This window comes from Mycobacterium sp. Soil_C_30 (assembly GCF_057656995.1).
This window is the reverse complement of sequence record NZ_JBDGJH010000009.1, coordinates 68,104-83,290: the sequence shown is the minus strand read 5'-3', so window position 1 is coordinate 83,290 and position 15,187 is coordinate 68,104. Positions and strand designations below refer to the sequence as shown.

Here is a 15,187-nt window from a genome sequence, read left to right as displayed (position 1 = left end):
GCATGAGCCACCCCTGTTCGACGGCGTACTTCACCCGCCTCGGATACGACGGACCCGGGGCCCCCACGCTCGACACGCTCGAATCTCTGGTGGCCGCGCACCTGCGCACCATCGCCTTCGAGAACCTCACACCGCTGATGGGCGCACCGGTCTTCGACCTGAGCGCCGGGGCGTTGTTCGACAAGATGGTGCACCACGCGCGGGGCGGCTACTGCTACGAGCAGAACGGGCTGTTGCGCTACGTGCTGACCGATCTCGGTTTCGAGGCCGACGCCCTCAGCGCACGGGTGGTGTGGATGAACCCGGACGGTCTGCAGAGCCCGCCGCCCGCGCAGACCCATCAACTCCTGGCCGTGCGCATTCCCGGCGACGACGGCCGCTATCTGGTGGACGTCGGCTTCGGCGGTCAGACCATGACCTCACCCATCCGGTTCGTCACCGACGAGACGCAACGGACCCGCCACGAGCCGTACCGGTTGCGGCAGGCCGGTCAGCAGTACGTACTGGAGACCCAGATCAAGGACGACTGGCGGCCGCTGTACGTCTTCGCCGACGAAGCCAGGCCGCAGATCGATCTCCAGGTCGGAAGTTGGTATGTCTCAACACATCCCGAGTCCAAGTTCGTCACGTCGCTGATGGCCTCGGTGGTCACCGACGAGGCCCGCTGGAACCTCAACGGTCGTCACCTCGCGGTGCATCACCGCGACGGTCGCAGTGAACGACGTGAGCTCGCCAACGCCAGCGGTGTGCTCGACGTGCTGATGAACCGGTTCGGCATCGACGTGGGCGGCCTCGGCGATGTCCACAAACGCATCACCGAGGTCCTCGACGCCTGACTCAGGTCCAGGCCCGCAGGTCGCTTCCAGTCAGCACGTCCCACAGTGCTGCGTCGCTGTCGGTCGGGGTCAACGCGGCGCGTCCCAACCGGCGGGCACAGGACTGCGTGCTGCCGTACTCGCCGACCCAGCTGTAGGCCCGGTTGGTGACCGTCCACAGCTGATGCTCGATGGTCACCCCAATGGCGCCGTGCAGCTGATGGGCCACCGTGTTGACCGCGGGGACCGTACGGCCCAGCACCACCTTCGCCAACGTGACGGCGTAATCGGTTGCGGCATGGTCGAATCCGTTTTCGGTCGCGGCGGTGACCGCGAGCTCGACGGAGGCGCGGGCCCGTTCCACCTCGCCGGCCATTCCGGCCAGGGCGTGCTGCACCGACTGGAATTTGCTCAACGTCCTGCCGAACTGGACGCGGTCGCGGGTGTAGGCCACCGACAGTTCCGCCGCGGCGTCCAGCGCACCGATGATCTGCACGCAGCGCGCCCAGGCGCCCCGGCGGGTGAGCTCGGTGACCACCACTGGGTCGAGTTCCACCGCTGACGCCGCCGGGACGTCGAATGCCGCCCGGTCCCTCGGTTCGCCGCCCAGATTGTGCCCGTCGGTGACATCGAGATCCCCGGGTTCGACCACGACCGCCTGCCACCGTCCGCCCACCGACAGCACCAGCACCACCCGCTGCGCCGCGCGCGTCCACGGCACGTCGTAGGCGGTGCCGACCAGCCGGTCACCGTCGTGATCGGCGTCGGCGACCGCTACTGTCAACGCCCCTGAGTCGGGTACCTCCAGGCCGGCCGACGACGCCAACCATGCGGCCAACAGGTCGGTTTCGGCGACCGGGGCCGCCACTGCGTGCCGGGCCAGCCCGCGCAGCAGGACGGCGGCCTCGGCCGGTCCCGCGTCCTCACCGGTGGTGAGCCGGCTCAGCCCGGTCTCCTCCAGGTGCGCCCAAGTGGTCTCGTCGAACGGCTCGGGCAACCGGTGTGGGGCTGCGCGGCCGCCGATTTCGTCGACCAGGGTGCGCAGGTCGGCGAGATCGTCGTCGACGGCCGTGGCGAAAACGCCGCCAGAGAGTGCACTCACCGCAACCCCATTCCCCGCGCGACCACCCCGCGCAGTACCTCGTTGGTGCCACCCCGCAACGTGAACATGGGTGCGTGCAGCCGGGAAGCACGAAGTAGCGCAACCAGATCGGCGTACCTGTCGTCGCTGTGGTGCACGAAGTCGAACAGATCGGTCGCGAGCTCCACCGACTCCTGCTCGAACCGGGTGCCCAGATCCTTGACCAGGGCGGCCTGGTTCGCGGCGGGTTCACCGGCGGCCAGGGCGTGTGCCACCGACACCGAGAGCTGTCGCAGTGACACCAGCCGCGCGATCAGGTGACCGATCGAGGCGGCGGTGCCGTCGTCGATGTCGGCCCGGCCGGCCAGCGCGCGCAGCAACGGCAGCAGCAGCGGCGCCGTCGACAGGATCCGTTCGGGCCCACTGCGTTCGAAGGACAGCTCGGCGGTCACCTGATGCCAGCCGTCGCCCACCTCGCCCAACAGCGCGTCATCAGCAACAAAGGCATCGGTGAACACGATCTCGTTGAAGTGGTGTTCGCCATCGGAGGTCACGATCGGATCTATGGTCAGGCCGTCTGTCCCGGTGGGCACCAGGAACTGGCTGAATCCGGCATGCCGGTGTTCGGGATCGGCCGGACTGGTGCGGGCCAGCACCACGATCTGATGGGCCAGGTGCGCACTGCTGGTCCACACCTTGCGCCCGTTGAGCACCCAGCCGCCGTCGGCGCGCGTCGCCTTGGTGGAGGCCGCCGCCAGGTCGGAGCCGGCCTGCGGTTCGCTCATCCCGATGCCGGAATAGAACTCACCGGCGGCGATGCGCGGCAGGATGCTCCGGCGTTGCTCCTCGGTGCCGTAGGTCAGCAGGCCGGGTGCCACCTGCCGGTCGGCGAACCAGTGCGCTGCCACCGGCGCACCGGAGAGCAACAACTCCTCGGTGACGACGTAGCGGTGCAGATGTCCCAGGCCGTGGCCGCCGTACTCCGGGGGAATGGTCAACCCCAGGAAGCCGGCGGCGCCGAGGCGGGCGCTGAAGGCCGGGTCGGCGCCGCACAGCCAGGCGTCCACCTCGGGTTGCCAGCCGAACTCGGCACGGTCGGCGGTAAGGAACTCGCGCACCCGCGTGCGCAGTTCGCCGAGTTCTTCGGTGTCCGTCATCGAACCCCCATCACTGGTAGGCGGTGATCCGCGCGGTCAGGGCGACCTTCCCGTCGTCGCCGATGGCTTCGGCGTCCCCGACGGCAGTGCGGCGCCCCACTCGCATCGGGGTGCCAACATAACGCGACGCCTCGCCCGCGAAGAACGGCCGCAGGAAATTGACCCGAAGTGAGGCGGTCCGCATCGGCTGGCCGGCGGCAATGGCCGCTGACGCCACCAGTTCCAGCCCGGCGGACGCGACCCCGCCGTTGATGATGCCCAGCGAGTTGTTCAGGATCGGATCCACCCGCTGCGCCAGCACCGCGTCGCCGATGACCTCCACCGACATCAGGTCGGTCAGCGGCCGGCGCGGCTCGGGGACGTTGTATTCGGCGGTGCCGGTCACTTCCTGTCCCGACGGCAGGTAGAACGAGCGGACGGTGCCGCCGCCGATGACGACCTCGCCGACGGTGAACGTGCACACCGACAGCGCGGTGGCACCCTTGGGGCCCAGCGGCGCGCTGCTGGCCACCACCGGTTCGGCGTGCCCGGCCAGCAGTACGTCGGTGCCGTCGGGGCTGATCTCCACGGCCAGCTCGCTGGTGACGGTCCACTCGGCCGGGGTGCGCCTGAAGTGGTTGCTGTTGCCGCCCGCCGCGTCGAGCAGGATCGCCAGCGGGCCGATGGTGGGCGCTCCGGTGAACGGGTTGACCAGATCCGCCACCGGCATGGACATCACCGAAATGCCGTGTTCGACATCGGCTTTGACATCGCTGATGGAGAAGCGCCGCAGAATCGTGTCCGGTGTCTCGATATCGGCGCCCACGTCGTCCATCCGTGGAGACTAGCCAACGCCGAGACAGCAGGAAACGTCATGTCCACGACGCGGTGCGGTGACGATACTCGTAGGCGTGACAGCAGAACAGGTGCCCCGGGGCAGGGACCGGCTCCGTGAACTCCTCGACGCCATCGTCGAGGGCGCCAACACCAGCGTCGAGGGCATGGCGCGCAGCACCTTCGTCTCGGAGTTCCACTTCTCCCGCGAGGTGCGCAGGTTGACGGGGGAGTCCCCGGCGGCACTGCGGCGGCGCATCATGCTCGAACGGGCGGCGTGGCGCCTGCAGCGCGGCGAAGGGGTGGCCGCGGTGGCCGAGGATGAAGGCTGGTCCTCGACCGAGGTGTTCTCCCGGGCGTTCCGGCGGGGTTTCGGCACGCCACCGTCGCGGGTGGGGGCCGAGTTCCGGTTGCCGGCGCCCAACGGCTTGCACTTCCACCCGCCGCAGTCGTTGTGGCTGGAGTCCAGCGCAGACGCAGTACCGGACGTGAGCGGGCTGATGATGTCTCACGACATCGCTGACACCGGGTATCTGATCGGTCGGGCCGCAGCCCTGTCGAAAGAGCAATGGCTGCAGGAGGTTTCACCGGGTCAGACCGTGCTGGAATGGGACGGCCCCGAGCCGAGCGTCGGGGCGGTGCTCGGTGCGCTGGTGTGGTCCAAGGAAGTGTGGCTGGCCAGCATCGAGGGGCGGGACTTTCCGTCACGGCAGAAAACCGACCCCGCGCTGGCGGGCCCTCGTGAGCTGGCCGCTCACCACGATGACATCGGTGCGCACTGGTCGGCGACCATCACCCGGCTGGCGGCCGACGGGCGCATGGGCGACACCGTGATCGACGCACTGTGTGATCCGCCGGAGTCGTTCCAGCTGTTCGGCATCGTCGCCCACGTACTGACCTACTCCGCACACCGGCGGCACCTCGCCCGGGCCATGCTCGCGCAGCTCGGCGTCGAGACCCACCGCGGTGATCCCCTGGAATGGATGAGAGGACCCCGATGAGCACCATCTACTACACAGCATCCAGTCTCGACGGCTACATCGTCGACAGCGAAGGCAGCCTGGACTGGCTGCTCACCAGGAACATCGACCAGAACGGTCCGTTCGGGATCGACGAGTTCATGGCGTCCATCGGCTCGCTGGTCATGGGGTCGGCCACCTATGAGTGGCTGCGCAAGAACGAGCCCGGTGAGTGGATGTACGAGCAACCCTCGTGGGTGCTGACCCATCGCCCGGAGATCATCGCTGACGGGCACCCGGTCCAGGCGTTTGCGGGCAGTGTGGCGCAGCTGCACCCCAGGCTGGTCGAGGCCGCCGCCGGGAAGGACGTGTGGGTGATGGGCGGTGGTGACATCGCTGCCCAGTTCGTCGCCGACGGCCTGGTGGACCAGGTGATCGTCAGCTATGCCCCGTGCACGTTGGGGGCGGGTTCGCGGGTGCTGCCGCTGCGGTCGGAGTGGCGGTTGGTGGAGTCGGCGTGCAACGGGGATTTTGTGGTCGCCAAGTGGGAGCCTGCTGCTGTGGTTTAATCGGAGAATCATGTTCTACCGATCCGCAAGCGTCGATAGCGAGTTCCGATAATGAGCATTTCGCTGCTGCTCGAGATGGCCGCCTCGAGCGACCCGGACCGCATCGCCGTGGTCGACGGTGACACCCGCCTGACCACCCAGGAACTGTCCGATCTGGCCGACGGGGCCGCCGGGGTCATCGCCGCGTCCGGCGCCGGTCACGTCGCCTACGTCGGCGCCGGTGGGGCCATGTTGCCGCTGCTGCTGTTCGCCTCGGCGCGCGCGGGCCGGGCGTTCACCCCCATCAACTACCGACTGTCGGCCGAGGGGATCCAGGCGCTGATCAACCGTCTGCCCGCGCCCTTGGTGATCGCCGATGCGCGCTACGCCGAGATGGTCGGCTCGGCCGGCAAGACCGTCGTCGACTCGGCGGACTTCGTGTCCGCTGCGCGTGGACACGAGCCGGCTGCCGAGTTCCCGGACCCCGACGAGGTGGGGGTGGTGCTGTTCACCTCCGGTACCACTTCGCAGCCCAAGGCTGTCGAACTGTCCCACAACAACCTCACCAGCTACGTCACCGGCACCGTGGAGTTCGCCTCCGCCGACCCAGCCGACGCGGCACTGATCTGTGTGCCGCCGTATCACATCGCAGGGGTGGGCGCCGCGCTGTCGAATCTGTACGCCGGCCGAAAGATGGTGTACCTGACCAACTTCGACGCCGCCGAGTGGGTCAGGCTGGTCGGTGACGAGGCCGTCACCACGGCGACGGTGGTGCCCACCATGCTGGACCGGATCGTGAAGGTCCTGGAAACCGGTGAGCATCAACTGCATTCGCTGCGCAACCTGGCCTATGGCGGCTCCAAGGTGGGCCTGCCTCTGGTGCGTAAGGCCCTCGAACTGTTACCGCAGGTCGGTTTCGTCAACGCCTACGGACTCACCGAGACCAGTTCCACCATCGCGGTGCTGACGCCGGAGGATCACCGTGCGGGACGGCTCGGCTCGGTGGGCCGGCCGGTGCCCGGTATCGAGGTCCAGATCCGCGACGACGCGGGAAATGTGGTGGGCCCGGGACAGACGGGCGAGCTGTTCGTCCGCGGCGAGCAGGTGTCGGGCAAGTACACCGGAATCGGTTCGGTGCTGGACGCCGACGGGTGGTTCGCCACCAAAGATGTGGCCATGCTCGACGATGAGGGCTATCTGTTCATCGGCGGCCGTTCCGACGACACCATCATCCGCGGCGGTGAGAACATCGCCCCGGCTGAGTTGGAAGATGTGCTGATCGAACACCCGGACGTGCACGAGGTCGCGGTGGTGGGCGCCGAGGATCCCCAGTGGGGGCAGGCCATCGTCGCCGTGGTGGTTCCGGTCGACGGCGTGCAGCCGGATCCCGAGGAATTGCGCGACTACGTGCGCCAGAGTTTGCGCGGGTCACGGACCCCGGACCGCGTAGTGTTCCGCGACGAGTTGCCCACCAACGCCACCGGCAAGATCCTGCGTCGCGAGATCGTCGCAAGCCTGGAAGACGCAACCGCACAGAAGTGAGGACCAGATGACGGTGAAGAACGGCACCCGCCTGCAAAGTCAGGTCGACGACACCCAGGTGATCGTGGTGAAGTCGGCCGACAGCCTCGGCGACCTGCGCTGTGGCGGGGCACCGATGGTCACCCTCGACGCTGACAAGAGCGGCGCCGCGATCGACCCTTCGTTCGCCGAGGGCACGGTCATGGGGAAGCGTTATGTCGACGACGCAGGCGCTGAGGTCCTGGTGACGAAGGCAGGTCAAGGCAGCTTGTCGGTCGGGGACACTCCCTTGGCGCTGAAAGAGGCCAAGCCGCTGCCGGCCAGCGACTGACCTCTGTCCCGCCTTCAGTCGCGCGCGGCCTCCATCTGCTCGTGCCTGCGCCGGGCTTCGGCGATCTTGTCCAGCAGCCCCGGCTCGTCCTGGACCAGCGCATGGTGTCGGGGCTCCAGACCCCTGAGCTGTTCACCTTCTGCCACCATGCGCCGGTACACCCGCTCGCGTTCGGCCAGGTCCTTTGTGTAGCCCAGGTCGAGGTGTTCCTGCACATGACGGCGCAGGTTGGCGATGGTGGTCTTCGCCTTGCCCTTCTTGCGGACCAGCGAGGCTGCCACCGTGACCCGCCGGCCACTGCTGGGGCGCTAACTGACCTCGATCACCATGGCGGCACCCATGCCGCCGCCGGCGCACATCGACAGAACGCCCAATCCGCCTCCGCGACGGCGTAATTCGTGAATGGCGGAGGTGACCATCCGGGCGCCGGTCGCGGCGATCGGATGTCCGAGGCTGATACCGGACCCGTAGACGTTCACGATCTCCTCGTCGAGACCGAGCTCGCGGGTGCAGGCGACGGCCTGCGCCGCGAAGGCCTCGTTGATCTCGAACAGGGCCACATCGGAGATGGTGCGCCCGGCCAGTTCCAGTGCTTTCGGGATGGCGTAGATGGGGCCGCTGCCGGTGCGCTTCGGCGGAACACCGACCTGGGCCCATGACAGGATGTTGGCCAACACGTTCTGCTGGGTGTCGGGGCGGGCCAGCGCCAGCACCGCGGCGGCGTCGTTGGTGCCCGAGGAGTTACCGGCCGTCACGGTGAAGCCGTCGATCTCCGGGTGCAGCACCTTCAAGCCGGAGAGCACGTCCAATGACGTCTCGCGGCGCGGATGTTCATCCTCGGCGAACACCACCGTCGACCCATCTTGCTGGGCCACGTGGATCGGCACGATCTCGTCGACGAACGATCCGGCGTCGACGGCTTTGACCGCCCGCTGATGGCTGCGCAACGCCCAGGCGTCCTGGTCTTCGCGGGTGATGCCGTATTCGACTGCGCAGTTGTGCGCGACGGTGATGGACATGTCGAACGGGGGAGCGTCGGGGCTGTCGATCGGATTGGACATCGGCGCCCAGCGCTCCCAGTCGCCTGCTTCTTTGCCGGTGGTGAACGGCTTGCGCTTGGTGAACTGCGGCATGGTCGACAGCGACTCCATGCCGCCGGCCAGGATTGCGCGGCTCATTCCCGACGCGATCTGTCCGGCGCCCACCGCGATGGCGGCCAAGCTGGATGCGCACTGGCGGTTGACGGCCAGGCCCGGGATGTTGTCGAAGCCGAGATCCACGGCGATGTAGCGGGCGCTGTCGCCCCCACCTTGCAGGCTCTCGGCCAGGACCAGATCGTCGAAGTCACTGGGGTCCAGGCCCGACCTCTCGACGGCAGCGGCCACGATCGGTTTGGCCAGTTCGACCGCGGGGGTGTTGGCCAGCGTGCCCTTGCGGGCGGTTCCGATCGCGGTGCGGGCTGCCGCGATGATGGCGGCTTTACTGCTGCTCATGGGATCTCCGAACTCGGGCCGAGAGGACGCTTCTGGTTTACAAAGAATGATATTACCGTAACGCCTGTCGCCCCGCCTTCGTGATCGACCGTCGCCGCCGCGATGACTTGGCATAACCGCGCCGGTCTCAACCGGTATGACCGACAACCAGAGCGAGATCCGTGACCTCGTGTACCGCTGGGTCGCCGCCATCCGAACCCGCGACCTCGACGCGGTGGTCGCCGACCACACCGACGACATCGTGATGTTCGATGTGCCACCGCCCCACAACGGTATCCGCGGCATCGAGGCATACCGCGAATGCTGGCCGCCGTTCTTCGAATACGTGACCAGCGGGGCGTTCTTCGACCTGCTCGAGCTGGATGTGACGGCCGGTGACACCGTTGCCTACGCCCACGCGTTACTGCGGTGCGGGACGCCGGTCGAGCTCACCGCCAAGCCGGCGCTGCGGTTGCGGCTCTCACTGGGGCTACGTAAGCAGGACGGCCGCTGGCAGGTGGCACACGAGCACCACTCGTTTCCTGTCACTTAGCTGATTTGCACCGCGTGTGCGTCACCGGAGACGGCCGTGGGCTATGGCCAGTGCCGCGCGAAGACGCAAGTTCCTGCCACCCGGCGATCAATTTCTGCCAGTGGAATTAAACCGCTGATCTGCTGGTTTACACCATCAGAGCACCACGAACCGCGAGCCACAGACCCTCTCTGGGACCCACGATTCGAACCCCAACGAATCAAGAGAGAAGAACCATCATGACCAAGTTTGGATTTGCCACCGCCATTGCCACCGCCGCCACCGCCGCGTTCTTGGGGCTGGCCGCACCCGCGCTGGCCGCCCCCACCGGCGCCGGCAACGCCCAGGACACCATCTCCTCGCTGCAGGACCAGGGGTACAAGGTGATCGTCAACCGGCTGTCCAACGCCCCGCTGAGCGAAGCCAGCGTCGTCTCCGTCGGTGAAGGCGCCACCTTCAGCCACACCAACCCCAACAACGGCAACGAAGGCGGGTACGGCCCCAACGCCGACAACCAGTTCGCCCCGCAGAACACCAAGACCGTCTACGTCAACGTCCGCTAGTCGCAACGACAAAAGACGCGCCCAGCTCATCGCTGGGCGCGTCTTTTTGTTTGAGACGGAACTCAGTCGAGAGAAACCGGCCGATTCCGTTGACTGAGGTGAATATCAACTGGGTCCGAACCCTCGTCCCTCGGCCGCTCGAACTCACTCCGGGTTGTTGGGTCGTGAGCTTCTTCGCGGCCTCGTCCCTCGGCCGCTCGAACTCACTCCGGCGGCGTGTACCCGAACGGCAGCAGCACGCTCTTCGACTCCGTATACGCCGCAATGCCTTCCGGGCCGTTCTCGCGCCCGATGCCCGAATTCTTGTATCCGCCGAACGGCGCGCCCGGGTCGAACGCGTACATGTTCACCGCGTAGGTACCGGTGCGGATCTTCTTGGCGATCTCCAGCGCCCGGGCGAAGTCGGTGGTGTACACACTGCCGGCCAGTCCGTAGTCCGAATCGTTGGCGATGCGGATGGCGTCGGCTTCGGTGTCGTAGGGGATCACCGCCAGCACCGGCCCGAAGATCTCCTCCTGGGCGATGGTCATCGAGTTGTCGACGTCGGCGAACACCGTGGGCTGGACGTACCACCCGCTGTCCAGGCCCTCGGGGCGGCCGCCGCCGACCACGATCCTGGCGCCCTCCTCGACACCCTTCTTGATGTAGCCCTCGACACGGTCGCGCTGTTTCTCGCTGATCAGCGGGCCGATCATGGCGGCGGGATCATCGGGCAGGCCGGCCTGCATGCCGGCGGCCGCACCCGCCAGTTTCTCCACCACTTCGTCGTAACGCGAGCGCGGCGCCAGGATGCGGGTCTGGCCCACACACGCCTGACCGGAGTTCATCAGACCGGAGAACACCAGCATCGGCAGCGTCGAATCCAGGTCGGCATCCTCGAGGATGATCGCCGCGGACTTACCACCCAGCTCCAGCGTGCACGGCTTGAGCTTCTCGGCGGCCAGCTTGCCGATCTCCTTGCCGACCGCCGAGCTGCCGGTGAAGGTGAACTTGTCCAGCTCCGGGTTGTTGGTCAACGCGCGCCCGGTCTCCACCCCACCCGGCACGATCGACAGCACGCCTTCCGGCAGGCCCGCTTCGGCGAACACCTCGGCCAGCGCGTTGACCGTCAGCGGCGTCTCGGCCGCCGGCTTGAGCACGACGGTGCACCCGGCCAGCAGCGCGGGGCCGAGCTTGTTGCAGGCCAGGAAGAACGGCACGTTCCAGGCGATGACGGCGCCCACCACGCCCACGGGTTCCTTGAGCACCAGGGTCTGGCCGTAGATGCCGTCGCGGATGTCCTGCCAGGCGAATTTGTCTGCAGCGCCGGCGAAGTACTGCAGCCCGGACAGGCCGGCGCCGTACTGCATCATGTCGACGATCGTGGCGGGCTGGCCGGTTTCGAGTTTCAGCAGATGTTTGAACAGATCGGCGCGGTCCTCGATCAGCTTGACCGCACGGCCGATCACCGCGGCCCGGTCGGCCGGCGGCATGGTGGGCCACGGCCCGTCATCGAACGCCTTCCGCGCCGCCGCGCAGGCCGCATCGACGTCGGCCTCGGCGGCCAACGGCACCTGTCCGACCTTCTCGCCGGTGGCGGGGGAGAAGACCTCGATCACCTCGGAGGTGGACGGGTCCACCCAGTGGCCCCCGATGAAGAGCTTGTCGTAGGAGGTCTTGTACGCCTCGGTTGGTGAAACAGCATCAACGCTCTGTGTCATGAGCGTCACACTACCGAGAATCGAGCCGAACGAGAACCTGTTCCAGTCACGACTTCAACGAGGGCGCAGAACCAGCACCAGGTTGCTCACCAAAAACTCCCGCACCCCGGGTGCCGAGGTCAACCACCACGCCCATCGCGGGTGGTAGCGGGGAAATGCGGCGATCAGCGCGCCGGTGCTCGCGGCCCAGTCCAGCCCGTCGGCCGCCGACACCGCAAAAAGCGACGATCCGTAGTTGTTCTTCGGCGGATGGCCGTGTTTGCGGGTGTACCGGCGGGCCGCCCGGGCGCCACCCAGATAGTGCGTCAGCCCCATTTCGTGACCGCCGAACGGCCCCAGCCACACCGTGTACGACAGGATCGCCAGCCCACCCGGCCGGGTCACCCGCAGCATCTCGGAGCCCAGCCGCCACGGGTGCGGTACGTGCTCGGCGACGTTCGACGACAGGCAGATGTCGACACTGTCGTCGGCGAAGGGCAACGCCATCCCGGAGGCCCGCACGAACACCCCCGCCCCGCGGGCATGCCCTGGTGCAGCGTGCATCTCCTGCGGGTCGGGTTCCACCCCGACATAGGACATCCCCCGCGCGGTGAACGCCTCGGAGAAGTAGCCGGGCCCGCCGCCCACGTCCACCACGGTGCGGCCGGCCGCTGACCCGCCGGTCGCGCCCTGCCACAACTCGTCGACCATGGCGGCGGTGTCCTCGGCCAATGCGCCGTAGAACCGCGCGGGATCGGACTGCTCGAAGCGGAACTGGGAGAGCAGTCGCACCGACCTCGCGAGCGTCGCCCGCCGCGCAAGCAGATCGGTGGCGGTCATCGGCGCCACGTTACGCAGTTAGGCTGGCTGACAATGACCAGCACACCGCATCACCCCGGAGTCCGCTCCGTGCTGTTGTTGTGCTGGCGCGACAGCGGCCACCCGCAGGGCGGTGGCAGCGAGGCCTACCTACAGCGCATCGGCGCGCAACTGGCCGCCGGCGGGGTGCGGGTGACGCTGCGCACCGCGCGGTATGACGGCGCTCCGCGGCACGAGATCGTCGACGGCGTGCACATCAGCCGGGGCGGCAGCCCTTACACCCTGTACATCTGGGCCGGTCTGGCGATGGTGCTGGCCCGCTTCGGCCTGGGACCGCTGCGCGCGGCGCGGCCGGACGTGGTGATCGACACCCAGAACGGCATCCCCTTCCTGGCCCGGCTCGCCTACGGTCGCCGAGTCGTGGTGCTGGTCCATCACTGTCACCGTGAGCAGTGGCCGGTGGCCGGTCCTGTGCTGGGCCGCATCGGCTGGTTCATCGAGTCGCGGCTGTCGCCGTGGATGCACAAGCACCACCAGTACGTCACCGTGTCGCTGCCGTCGGCGCGTGACCTCACCGCCCTCGGAGTGGCGCAGGAGCGCATCGCGGTGGTCCGCAACGGACTCGACGACGCCCCCGACTCCAGTCTGCGGGCGGCCCGTTCGGCGACGCCGCGCGTTGCGGTGTTGTCCCGGCTGGTGCCGCACAAGCAGATCGAGGACGCCCTCGATGCGGTCGCGGTGCTGCGCAGGCGAATCCCGGATCTGCACCTGGACGTGGTGGGCGGCGGCTGGTGGCATCAGCCGCTGGTGGATTACGCGGCGCTGCTGGGCATCTCCGACGCGGTCACCTTCCACGGCCACGTCGATGAGGTCACCAAACACCACGTCGTGCACCGCGCCTGGGTGCACGTCCTGCCGTCCCGCAAAGAGGGCTGGGGGCTGGCCGTGGTGGAAGCCGCCCAGCACGGCGTGCCGACCATCGGTTACGCGTCGTCGGGCGGGCTGGCCGACTCGATCGTCGACGGCGTGACGGGCATTCTGGTCGACGACCGCGAAGAGCTGGTCGACAAGCTCGAGGAACTGCTCGGTGACGCCGAACTCCGGTCCGGGCTGGGGGACAAGGCGCAGGCCCGCAGCGGCGACTTCTCCTGGCCGCAGAGCGCGCGGGCCATGCGCACCGTGCTCGACGCCGTGCACAGTGGGCGACGGGTCAGCGGCGTCGTCTGAGCCAGGCGCCGGCGGCCATGCCCGCGGCGCCACCCACCAGCACCGCCAGCCATGTCCAGTGTGCGGCCAACACCGCCGCGCGCGGTCCCGCACCCGCCCCCGCCGCGTCACCTCCGACGCGGTACAACGTGACCTCGGGGTCCTGGTAGGTCACCGGCAGCTGGGCGAGTGTGGTTGCCGCTGAACCGGTTTCGCCGGCCGAGCCGGACTCCAGGACCACCCAGCCGATACCGGCGTCGGCCAACTGCGCAGCGTCGGCGCCCTCCAACAGCAGATTCTGCACGGCCCGGGCCCGCCCGCCCTCGCCCAGTACGGTGTCACCCGAGATGGTCAGATCACCCGTGGTGAGGACGTCGGCGCTCACCCATCGGGGCAGCGGATCGAGCACCGGCGCGGGACCCGACCAGCTGAACTGACGCATGGAATCGGCGGGTAGCACCGCGACGGGCCGGGGGTCGGCGTTGATCTGCCCGGCGACTGCCGCCCACCCGTCCGGGTACCGCACCGGGGCCACCTTGCCCCACACGCCCCACGCCAGGTCCGGCAGCACCGCGATGACCGCCACGCAGCACGCCGTCGCCGCCACCGCCGGCTTCACCGACGGGCGCCGGCTCGTGAGGGTCAGCACCGCCCCCGCGGCCGCCACCGCGTAGCCCGGCATCGCCAGCGCCACCCACTTCTGCGCATCACGCAGCACCCCGAGGCCGGGCAGCAGCTCCACCACCGCCTGGGTGGCGGCCAAACCCGGGCCGGTGGCCATCAACGCGGGCACCACCACCGCCACCGCGGCCAGCACCATCAGTGGCACCGCCGCACGCGCGCGGGCGGCGACCGGCACTCCCAGAGCCACCACCCCCAGCAGCGCAGCGGTGCCCACGACCGCGAACAGCGTCGACCGGGAGCCCGGTACGGCCTCGGCGTTCCAGATACCGGCCAGCCCGGCCAGACTGCCGACGGTGCCCAGCCCCGGTTCGGCGCGCGCCGCGAACGCCGCCACCCCCGGCACACCCACGGCCTGGTACGTCGCCAGCGACGAAGCGGCTGCAGCGGCCACCAACCACGGCAGGGCCGCCAGCGCGGACAGCCCGGTCGCCACCCCGCCGACCAGCCATCGTGACCGCGGGCCCGGGGCCGTCACACACACCAGCGCCACCGCCGCGGCCAGCAACAGTCCCGTCGGCGTCAGCCCGGCCAGGGCCAGCCAGAAGGCCAGCCGCGCATAGCCGCTGTCCCCGGCCCGCAGCCGCAGCACGGTGTGCGCCACCCAGGGCAGACACCCGTAGCCCACCAGCAGACTCCAGTGGCCCTGCAACAGCCGCTCGGCCACATAGGGATTCCACACCGCCACCGTCGCCGCCACGAACTGTCCGGCTGTGCCCGCGACCGGTAGCACCGCTGACGCCAGGGCCGCGGCACCCCAGCCGGCCGCCCACAGCCCGCCCACCAGCAGGACTTTCACCACGAGTCCACCGTCGATCAGGTGCGAGGCCAGGGCCAGCGCGAAATCCTGGGGGAGGGCCCGCGGCGCCGCTTCGGTCAGGCCGAGCGCGGCGTCGGACAGATAGGACCGCGGGGTGGACACCGCATCGCGCAGCAGCAGGTAGCCCGGCGCCAGCAGCGGCGCGGTGATCAGCAGGCTCAGCGCCAGGGCGTACCCCGGCACGACCCGA

Annotated in this window: 16 protein-coding genes; 8 read left to right on the top strand and 8 right to left on the bottom strand. The window is 68.7% G+C overall.

Features of this window, described 5'->3' with window-relative positions:
• Positions 1–2 precede the first annotated feature (2 nt).
• Positions 3–836, top strand: a complete 834-nt coding sequence (locus AC3A6P_RS18260; RefSeq protein WP_487693080.1) for an arylamine N-acetyltransferase family protein — start codon at positions 3–5, stop codon at positions 834–836.
• 1 nt (position 837) lies between these two features.
• Here the strand turns inward: AC3A6P_RS18260 and AC3A6P_RS18255 are convergent, their stop codons facing one another.
• From AC3A6P_RS18255 to AC3A6P_RS18245, 3 genes are read right to left on the bottom strand one after another with little or no spacing between them, the layout of a single operon-like run.
• Positions 838–1,917 (bottom strand): acyl-CoA dehydrogenase family protein, encoded by a 1,080-nt coding sequence (locus tag AC3A6P_RS18255; protein WP_487693079.1) that lies wholly within the window; start codon positions 1,915–1,917, stop codon positions 838–840.
• A complete protein-coding gene (locus AC3A6P_RS18250; protein WP_487693078.1) occupies positions 1,914–3,053 on the bottom strand; it encodes an acyl-CoA dehydrogenase family protein in 1,140 nt (379 codons plus the stop codon). Before AC3A6P_RS18250 ends, AC3A6P_RS18255 begins: the two co-directional genes overlap by 4 nt.
• A gap of 10 nt (positions 3,054–3,063) precedes the next feature.
• On the bottom strand, positions 3,064–3,867 hold the full coding sequence (locus AC3A6P_RS18245; protein WP_487693077.1) for a PaaI family thioesterase: 804 nt from the start codon (positions 3,865–3,867) through the stop codon (positions 3,064–3,066).
• A gap of 76 nt (positions 3,868–3,943) precedes the next feature.
• On the opposite strand from AC3A6P_RS18245, the gene AC3A6P_RS18240 reads away from it, so the two are divergent.
• From AC3A6P_RS18240 to AC3A6P_RS18225, 4 genes are read left to right on the top strand one after another with little or no spacing between them, the layout of a single operon-like run.
• Positions 3,944–4,867: a helix-turn-helix domain-containing protein gene (locus tag AC3A6P_RS18240; RefSeq protein ID WP_487693076.1), complete on the top strand. Its 924-nt coding sequence runs from the start codon at positions 3,944–3,946 to the stop codon at positions 4,865–4,867.
• Positions 4,864–5,394 carry a dihydrofolate reductase family protein gene (locus tag AC3A6P_RS18235; RefSeq protein ID WP_487693075.1) on the top strand — a complete coding sequence of 177 codons (531 nt, stop codon included), beginning with the start codon at positions 4,864–4,866 and terminating at the stop codon, positions 5,392–5,394. Before AC3A6P_RS18240 ends, AC3A6P_RS18235 begins: the two co-directional genes overlap by 4 nt.
• Before the next feature lie 51 nt (positions 5,395–5,445).
• Positions 5,446–6,915 (top strand): class I adenylate-forming enzyme family protein, encoded by a 1,470-nt coding sequence (locus AC3A6P_RS18230; RefSeq protein ID WP_487693074.1) that lies wholly within the window; start codon positions 5,446–5,448, stop codon positions 6,913–6,915.
• Between the two features lie 7 nt (positions 6,916–6,922).
• Positions 6,923–7,225 (top strand): hypothetical protein, encoded by a 303-nt coding sequence (locus tag AC3A6P_RS18225; protein WP_487693073.1) that lies wholly within the window; start codon positions 6,923–6,925, stop codon positions 7,223–7,225.
• 14 nt (positions 7,226–7,239) lie between these two features.
• On the opposite strand, the gene AC3A6P_RS18220 is transcribed toward AC3A6P_RS18225, so the two are convergent.
• Positions 7,240–7,506, bottom strand: a complete 267-nt coding sequence (locus AC3A6P_RS18220) for a hypothetical protein (protein WP_487693072.1) — start codon at positions 7,504–7,506, stop codon at positions 7,240–7,242.
• A gap of 27 nt (positions 7,507–7,533) precedes the next feature.
• Complete coding sequence (locus tag AC3A6P_RS18215; RefSeq protein WP_487693071.1) at positions 7,534–8,718, bottom strand: thiolase family protein; 1,185 nt, start codon at positions 8,716–8,718, stop codon at positions 7,534–7,536.
• A gap of 136 nt (positions 8,719–8,854) precedes the next feature.
• On the opposite strand from AC3A6P_RS18215, the gene AC3A6P_RS18210 reads away from it, so the two are divergent.
• Both AC3A6P_RS18210 and AC3A6P_RS18205 read left to right on the top strand, forming a co-directional pair.
• The gene (locus tag AC3A6P_RS18210; protein WP_487693070.1) at positions 8,855–9,250 is read left to right on the top strand and encodes a YybH family protein; all 396 of its coding nucleotides are present in this window, start codon (positions 8,855–8,857) and stop codon (positions 9,248–9,250) included.
• Between the two features lie 218 nt (positions 9,251–9,468).
• Positions 9,469–9,792, top strand: a complete 324-nt coding sequence (locus AC3A6P_RS18205; protein ID WP_487687642.1) for a hypothetical protein — start codon at positions 9,469–9,471, stop codon at positions 9,790–9,792.
• A gap of 203 nt (positions 9,793–9,995) precedes the next feature.
• Here AC3A6P_RS18205 and AC3A6P_RS18200 read toward each other — a convergent pair whose 3' ends face one another.
• Positions 9,996–11,492, bottom strand: coding sequence for an aldehyde dehydrogenase (locus AC3A6P_RS18200; RefSeq protein ID WP_487693069.1), 1,497 nt, complete (start codon positions 11,490–11,492; stop codon positions 9,996–9,998).
• Between the two features lie 54 nt (positions 11,493–11,546).
• The gene (locus AC3A6P_RS18195; protein WP_487693068.1) at positions 11,547–12,311 is read right to left on the bottom strand and encodes a class I SAM-dependent methyltransferase; all 765 of its coding nucleotides are present in this window, start codon (positions 12,309–12,311) and stop codon (positions 11,547–11,549) included.
• Between the two features lie 33 nt (positions 12,312–12,344).
• On the opposite strand from AC3A6P_RS18195, the gene AC3A6P_RS18190 reads away from it, so the two are divergent.
• Positions 12,345–13,517, top strand: coding sequence for a glycosyltransferase family 4 protein (locus tag AC3A6P_RS18190; RefSeq protein ID WP_487693067.1), 1,173 nt, complete (start codon positions 12,345–12,347; stop codon positions 13,515–13,517).
• Here AC3A6P_RS18190 and AC3A6P_RS18185 read toward each other — a convergent pair.
• A complete protein-coding gene (locus AC3A6P_RS18185) occupies positions 13,501–15,180 on the bottom strand; it encodes an MmpA family trehalose lipid delivery protein (RefSeq protein WP_487693066.1) in 1,680 nt (559 codons plus the stop codon). The genes AC3A6P_RS18190 and AC3A6P_RS18185 overlap by 17 nt on opposite strands.
• Positions 15,181–15,187: the final 7 nt, after the last annotated feature.

What these genes read in the sequence shown, in the direction of transcription:
- AC3A6P_RS18235 (WP_487693075.1), top strand. Translation starts at nt 4,864, where the DNA reads ATGAGCACCATCTACTACACAGCATCCAGTCTCGACGGCTACATCGTC.
- AC3A6P_RS18225 (WP_487693073.1), top strand. Translation starts at nt 6,923, where the DNA reads ATGACGGTGAAGAACGGCACCCGCCTGCAAAGTCAGGTCGACGACACC.
- AC3A6P_RS18195 (WP_487693068.1), bottom strand. Translation starts at nt 12,311, where the DNA reads ATGACCGCCACCGATCTGCTTGCGCGGCGGGCGACGCTCGCGAGGTCG.
- AC3A6P_RS18245 (WP_487693077.1), bottom strand. Translation starts at nt 3,867, where the DNA reads ATGGACGACGTGGGCGCCGATATCGAGACACCGGACACGATTCTGCGG.
- AC3A6P_RS18250 (WP_487693078.1), bottom strand. Translation starts at nt 3,053, where the DNA reads ATGACGGACACCGAAGAACTCGGCGAACTGCGCACGCGGGTGCGCGAG.
- AC3A6P_RS18210 (WP_487693070.1), top strand. Translation starts at nt 8,855, where the DNA reads ATGACCGACAACCAGAGCGAGATCCGTGACCTCGTGTACCGCTGGGTC.
- AC3A6P_RS18215 (WP_487693071.1), bottom strand. Translation starts at nt 8,718, where the DNA reads ATGAGCAGCAGTAAAGCCGCCATCATCGCGGCAGCCCGCACCGCGATC.
- AC3A6P_RS18190 (WP_487693067.1), top strand. Translation starts at nt 12,345, where the DNA reads ATGACCAGCACACCGCATCACCCCGGAGTCCGCTCCGTGCTGTTGTTG.
- AC3A6P_RS18205 (WP_487687642.1), top strand. Translation starts at nt 9,469, where the DNA reads ATGACCAAGTTTGGATTTGCCACCGCCATTGCCACCGCCGCCACCGCC.
- AC3A6P_RS18200 (WP_487693069.1), bottom strand. Translation starts at nt 11,492, where the DNA reads ATGACACAGAGCGTTGATGCTGTTTCACCAACCGAGGCGTACAAGACC.
- AC3A6P_RS18260 (WP_487693080.1), top strand. Translation starts at nt 3, where the DNA reads ATGAGCCACCCCTGTTCGACGGCGTACTTCACCCGCCTCGGATACGAC.
- AC3A6P_RS18230 (WP_487693074.1), top strand. Translation starts at nt 5,446, where the DNA reads ATGAGCATTTCGCTGCTGCTCGAGATGGCCGCCTCGAGCGACCCGGAC.